The 5,001-nt window shown below is 63.0% G+C and carries 5 protein-coding genes, 1 tRNA gene and 1 pseudogene; 4 read left to right on the top strand and 3 right to left on the bottom strand.

Annotated elements, in window-relative coordinates; genetic code table 11:
• Positions 1-247 (top strand): annotated as a pseudogene (locus ENZ74_RS21595) (flagellar export protein FliJ); the annotation flags it as partial.
• Positions 248-343: 96 nt separating this feature from the next.
• Here ENZ74_RS21595 and ENZ74_RS21590 read toward each other — a convergent pair.
• Entirely contained in the window at positions 344-742 is a 399-nt protein-coding gene (locus ENZ74_RS21590) for a helix-turn-helix domain-containing protein (protein ID WP_013529906.1), read from the bottom strand.
• Positions 743-832: 90 nt separating this feature from the next.
• On the opposite strand from ENZ74_RS21590, the gene ENZ74_RS21585 reads away from it, so the two are divergent.
• Positions 833-1,759, top strand: a complete 927-nt coding sequence (locus ENZ74_RS21585) for an NADP-dependent oxidoreductase (RefSeq protein ID WP_127312980.1) — start codon at positions 833-835, stop codon at positions 1,757-1,759.
• A gap of 69 nt (positions 1,760-1,828) precedes the next feature.
• Here the strand turns inward: ENZ74_RS21585 and ENZ74_RS21580 are convergent, their stop codons facing one another.
• On the bottom strand, positions 1,829-2,104 hold the full coding sequence (locus ENZ74_RS21580; RefSeq protein ID WP_013529904.1) for a DUF1153 domain-containing protein: 276 nt from the start codon (positions 2,102-2,104) through the stop codon (positions 1,829-1,831).
• A 289-nt stretch (positions 2,105-2,393) separates the two neighbouring features.
• On the opposite strand from ENZ74_RS21580, the gene mnmA reads away from it, so the two are divergent.
• A complete protein-coding gene (gene mnmA / locus ENZ74_RS21575) occupies positions 2,394-3,584 on the top strand; it encodes a tRNA 2-thiouridine(34) synthase MnmA (protein ID WP_063168876.1) in 1,191 nt (396 codons plus the stop codon).
• 56 nt (positions 3,585-3,640) lie between these two features.
• Here the strand turns inward: mnmA and ENZ74_RS21570 are convergent, their stop codons facing one another.
• Positions 3,641-4,606 carry a Gfo/Idh/MocA family oxidoreductase gene (locus ENZ74_RS21570; protein ID WP_013529902.1) on the bottom strand — a complete coding sequence of 322 codons (966 nt, stop codon included), beginning with the start codon at positions 4,604-4,606 and terminating at the stop codon, positions 3,641-3,643.
• A 240-nt stretch (positions 4,607-4,846) separates the two neighbouring features.
• Between ENZ74_RS21570 and ENZ74_RS21565 the strand changes: the two genes are divergently transcribed.
• Positions 4,847-4,923, top strand: a tRNA-Met gene (locus ENZ74_RS21565).
• Positions 4,924-5,001: the final 78 nt, after the last annotated feature.

The following is a 5,001-nucleotide window of genomic DNA, read 5'->3' as shown; positions in this document are numbered from 1 at the left end:
CGCCGAGGAAAAGAAGGCCGGCATCACCGACATCAACCATTTCGCCTATCCGACCTTCGCCAAGGCGGCTCGCCTGCGCCGCGACAATCTCAGGAATTCCCAAAGCGACCTCGCCCAGCAGCGAAGCGCCGCCGAATCATTACTCGGCGAAGCTGAAGCGGAGCTTTCCAAAGCGGAAATGCTGGAATCGCGCGACACGAAGATCCGCGAAGCCGAAGTCGGTGGCCGCAGCGCCATGATTGGCTAAAACCCTGCCCTTGGCGACGTCAACGCTCGCCATCGGACTGGCGCATTGTCGCGGCTTGCGGCCCGGCGGAATACGCCCAGAAGAATGAAACCCGCCCTACGCGGCCCAATCCCCTTCATTCTCGGCAATTGCCCTTGCACGGGCATCCTTGATATCCGGCGCATGCTGCTCCGCCCATGACCTGATCTGGGTAAGCAGTCCCGCCAGGTTCTGACCGAGCTCGGTCAATTCATATTCGACGCGCGGCGGAATGACCGGAAAGATCTCGCGCCGTACCAATCCGTCGCGCTCGAGCACGCGCAGCGTCTGGGTCAGCATCTTCGGCGTGATGCCGTCAAGCTTCCGGGCAAGCTCGCCATTGCGCAGCCGGCCTTTGCGCAGCGCGCAAACCACCAGATAGACCCATTTGCTGGCCAGCATCTCCAGCACCGTGTGCGAAGGACACGTTCGCCGGAACGCGTCATAGCCGAAACCGCAATCATCTTCACTATCCATGAGGTGCGTATGTATCAGAAAGGTACATACTGGACAAGGGACTATTACTATCCAAATGATAGTGGCATCAACCGAGCAGGAGATATCTCAATGCGTGCCGCTATCCAGAATTCCGTCGGCGGACCCGACGTCCTTGTCATCGCCGATCAGCCCGATCCCACGCCAGAGGCCGGCGAAGTGCTGGTCGGTGTCAAGGCCGCGGGCATCAATCCGGTCGATGGCGCCGTCCGTGCCGGCTACTACCCCTTGCTCGGCGAGCCGCCCTTCATCCTGGGTTGGGATATCTCGGGAACTGTCGAAGCACTCGGCGCCGGCGTCACCGGCTTCAAGATCGGCGACGAGGTGTTCGGGATGCCGCGCTTTCCCAAGCAGGCCGCCGCCTATGCCGAGTTGGTTGCCGTACCTGCCGATCAAATCACACTGAAGCCGAAGGGCGCGGGCCACCTCGAGGCAGGCGCCTTGCCGCTGGCCGGCCTCACCGCCTGGCAAGGGCTTGTTCGCCACGGCGGGCTGAAATCGGGGCAGCGCGTATTGGTGCATGCGGGAGCCGGCGGCGTCGGTCATCTGGCGGTGCAGATCGCCAAGGCGCGCGGCGCCCACGTCGTCGCCACGGCCAGCCCGGGCCAGCTCGACTTCGTCCGCAACCTCGGCGCCGACGAGGTCATCGACTACACCAAGGGCGATTTCACCGACCAGGTTCGCGACATCGATCTGGTGCTGGATCCAATGGGGGGCGACCACGCCCAACGCTCGCTGAAGGTGCTCAAGCGTGGCGGCGTGCTGGTGTCACTGCTCGATGTCAGCGACGACACAAGGGCGCACGCCAGTGCGCGCGATATTCGGGTCGAGCGTATGTCGGTCTTCCCCGACAGGGAGGGCCTGCTGGAACTGGCTCGGTTGATCGATGCCAACAAGATCACCGTCCATGTGGCGAAGAGCTTCCCACTGGACCAGGCGGGGGCCGCTCACGCCTTCCTTGCCACCAAGCCGATCGGCAAGGTTGTGCTGTCGCTCTGAGCGGAACGGTGACCGTGAAAAACAGAAGGGCGCGGAGTTAGCCGCGCCCTTCATCTAAATTCGCAATGGTCAGTGCCGGTATTGCTGGATGCGTGTCGTGCGCAGCCCGGCAAGGCCGTATTCGTCGATCGACGCCTGCCAGGACAGGAATTCCTCGGTGGTGAGCTTGTAGCGTTGGCATGCCTCGTCCAGGCTCAAAAGCCCGCCGCGCACGGCCGCAACCACTTCCGCCTTACGCCGGATAACCCAGCGACGTGTATTGGTCGGCGGCAGATCGGCAATCGTAAGAGGGCTGCCGTCAGGCCCGATAACATATTTGACTCTCGGTCTAACCAGATCGGTCATCGTACTCTCTACAAAAAACTCAAAGACCCAATCCCCGCCACGTTACCGCCACAGCTTTAAAAATTGCCTAAGCAGACCCTAATGACTAGGTAAGGATCATGAACGCCGCGTTAGTCTTTTCGCCGGCATTTGAAACATCTGCCCGCAAACCCTGATTTGCCGGGGGAAAATGCATCCCTTGGCGAAGATCGGCCACAAACGGTGAATCGCCCTGCACGCTGGCGCGCCGGTAAAGCTTGACCTATATTCTCGACATTGGCATTGAGGCGCCGCGCAGAACGAAAGCATCATGAACAGTCTCGATCTTCCCGGACGTCCCGAAAACACCCGCATCGTCGTCGCCATGTCCGGCGGTGTCGATTCATCGGTCGTCGCCGGCCTGCTGAAACGCGAGGGCTACGACGTCGTCGGCGTCACCTTGCAGCTCTACGACCACGGCGCGGCGACGCACCGGGCCGGCTCATGCTGCGCGGGGCAGGACATCGACGATGCCCGCCGTGTCTCCGAGACGCTCGGCATCCCCCATTATGTGCTCGACTACGAGGAACGCTTCCGCAAGGCGGTCATCGATCCCTTCGCCGAGAGCTACGTCGCCGGCGAGACGCCGATCCCGTGCGTTTCCTGCAACCAGACGGTGAAGTTCGCCGACCTCCTGGCCACCGCCAAGGAGCTCGGCGCCGACGCGCTGGCCACCGGCCACTACATCCGTTCCGGCGCCAATGGCGCCCAGCGCGCGCTCTACCGTCCGGTCGACGCCGACCGTGACCAGAGCTACTTCCTGTTCGCCACCACGCAGGCGCAGATCGACTATCTGCGCTTTCCCCTCGGCGGCCTGTCGAAGCCTCAGGTTCGCGCCATCGCCGAGGAGATGGGGCTGGCGGTTGCCGCCAAGCAGGACAGCCAGGACATCTGCTTCGTGCCGCAGGGCAAGTATTCCGACATCATCGCCAAGCTGAAGCCAACTGCGGCCAATCCGGGCGACATCGTCCACATCGACGGCCGCGTGCTCGGCCGCCATGAGGGCATCCTGCGCTACACGATCGGCCAGCGCCGCGGCATCGGCATCGCTTCCGGCGAGCCGCTTTACGTCGTCCATCTCGATGCCGACCGGGCTCGCGTCGTGGTTGGCCCGCGCGAGGCGCTGGAGACGCACAAGATCTATCTCCGCAATATGAACTGGCTGGGCGACGGACCGCTCACAGACGTCCCTGCCGGCGGCCTGGAACTGTTCGCCAAGGTCCGCTCGACGCGGCCGCCGCGCCCGGCCGTGCTGCATCATCGTGCCGGTGCCACATGGGTGGAACTGGTAGACGGCGAGTCCGGCATCGCGCCGGGCCAGGCCTGCGTGCTCTACTCCGATGACGGCAACGAGGCCCGCGTGTTCGGCGGCGGCTTCATCGAGCGATCGGAGCGTGGCGCCGAGGCCGAGGCCATGCTGACCCGGCTTGCCGCCCGGCCGGACCAGATTCCCGCGGAATAAGATTCCCGCGGAATAAGATTCTTGCCGAATAAGTTTCCTGCCGAATAATCCGCGCTTCAGGAATTCGACTTGGTGTGGGTGACCGTGCCGGCGGTCAGGATGCGCAGCACCCTGATCGCTTCCTCGCCGCTGGTACGCGGTTCGGCACGCGTCTCGATGCACTGGATGAAATGCTCCAGCTCGCGCGTCAGCGGCATGCCCTGGGCAACCGCGACATAGGACGGCTCATTGGTGGTGAAGGCCCATTGGCCGCTGTCCTGCCACACCGCGTGGCGGTAGACGGCCAGCTTGCGTTCCCATGGCTCGACGTCGTCGAACACCGCCATTGCCTTGGTGCCGACCACGGTCAGCCGCCGCTCGCGATAGGGATTGAGACGCGAGGTGAAGAGATGGCTGCGCAGGCCGTTGGGGAAGCGCATGTGCAGATGCGCGAAGTCGCTGAGATTGTCGAGCAGGGCGGCCCCCTCGCCGCGCACCTCGATCGGCTCTGTGCCGGTGATCGCCAGGATCATCGACAGATCGTGCGGCGCCAGGTCCCACAGCGCGTCGTTCTCTGTGTGGAACTTGCCGAGGCCGAGCCGGTGAGAGTGGATGTAGCGGACCTCCCCGAGTTCGCCCTTGTCGATCAGCCCCTTCAGCGTCTCGAAGGCGGGGTGGAACCGCAGGACATGGCCGACCATGAAGACGCGGCCATTGTCCTTGGCCGCCTGCACCGCACGCTCGGCATCCGCCACCGTCAGCGCGATCGGCTTTTCCACCAGCACGTCCTTGCCGTTCTCGACGGCACGTACCGCAAGGTCGGCATGGAACTGCGGCGGCAGCGCCATGACGATGGCGTCGATATCGTCACGGACGAACAGCTGGTCCGGCTCGATCGCCAGGCAGTCCTGCTCGCTGGCAAAGCCTTCCGCGCGGGCCCGGTTGGTATCGGAGACCGCGTGCAGCGCGCCGAGCGCCTTGAGAGTGCGGATGTGGTTGCTGCCCCAGTATCCGCAACCGAGGACTGCTATGCGCGGCTTCATCTGTTTCAAACTCTAAAAACTCGTGGCCGAGACATAGCGACGTGCCCCTTCGAACTCAACCCCGGCGGCGACAACCAAATGTCGCCGCGGCAAAGCTTTTCGATAATGACGATAAGCCGGCAAGCCGGTTGCTTCGAAGCTTGACAGGCTCACCTTCCCAACCTTATATCCGCGCGACCTTGGCGAACGCCCCCGACATGCCCTTCGATTTGAGGCGGATTTCGGGCCTTTCGCCGCCCTGGCGGGGTAGCTCAGTTGGTTAGAGCACGGGAATCATAATCCTGGGGTCGGGGGTTCAAGTCCCTCTCCCGCTACCAAAATCCAGTTAAACCATGGAAATGGCTAAAAATTTATACGCGTTGGTAGCGCTTCCGGTTGAAATTGTTCAATAATTT

Origin of the sequence: Mesorhizobium sp. M7A.F.Ca.CA.002.15.2.1 (assembly GCF_003998715.1) — a bacterium.
Classification (GTDB): Bacteria; Pseudomonadota; Alphaproteobacteria; order Rhizobiales; family Rhizobiaceae; genus Mesorhizobium; species Mesorhizobium ciceri.
The sequence above is the reverse complement of the archived record's forward strand: the minus strand, read 5'-3'. Positions and strand labels throughout refer to the sequence as shown.

Excerpts from the sequence above, each read along its gene's own strand:
- ENZ74_RS21590 (WP_013529906.1), bottom strand. The coding sequence starts at position 742 with ATGGATAGTGAAGATGATTGCGGTTTCGGCTATGACGCGTTCCGGCGA.
- ENZ74_RS21585 (WP_127312980.1), top strand. The coding sequence starts at position 833 with ATGCGTGCCGCTATCCAGAATTCCGTCGGCGGACCCGACGTCCTTGTC.
- ENZ74_RS21580 (WP_013529904.1), bottom strand. The coding sequence starts at position 2,104 with ATGACCGATCTGGTTAGACCGAGAGTCAAATATGTTATCGGGCCTGAC.
- mnmA (WP_063168876.1), top strand. The coding sequence starts at position 2,394 with ATGAACAGTCTCGATCTTCCCGGACGTCCCGAAAACACCCGCATCGTC.
- ENZ74_RS21570 (WP_013529902.1), bottom strand. The coding sequence starts at position 4,606 with ATGAAGCCGCGCATAGCAGTCCTCGGTTGCGGATACTGGGGCAGCAAC.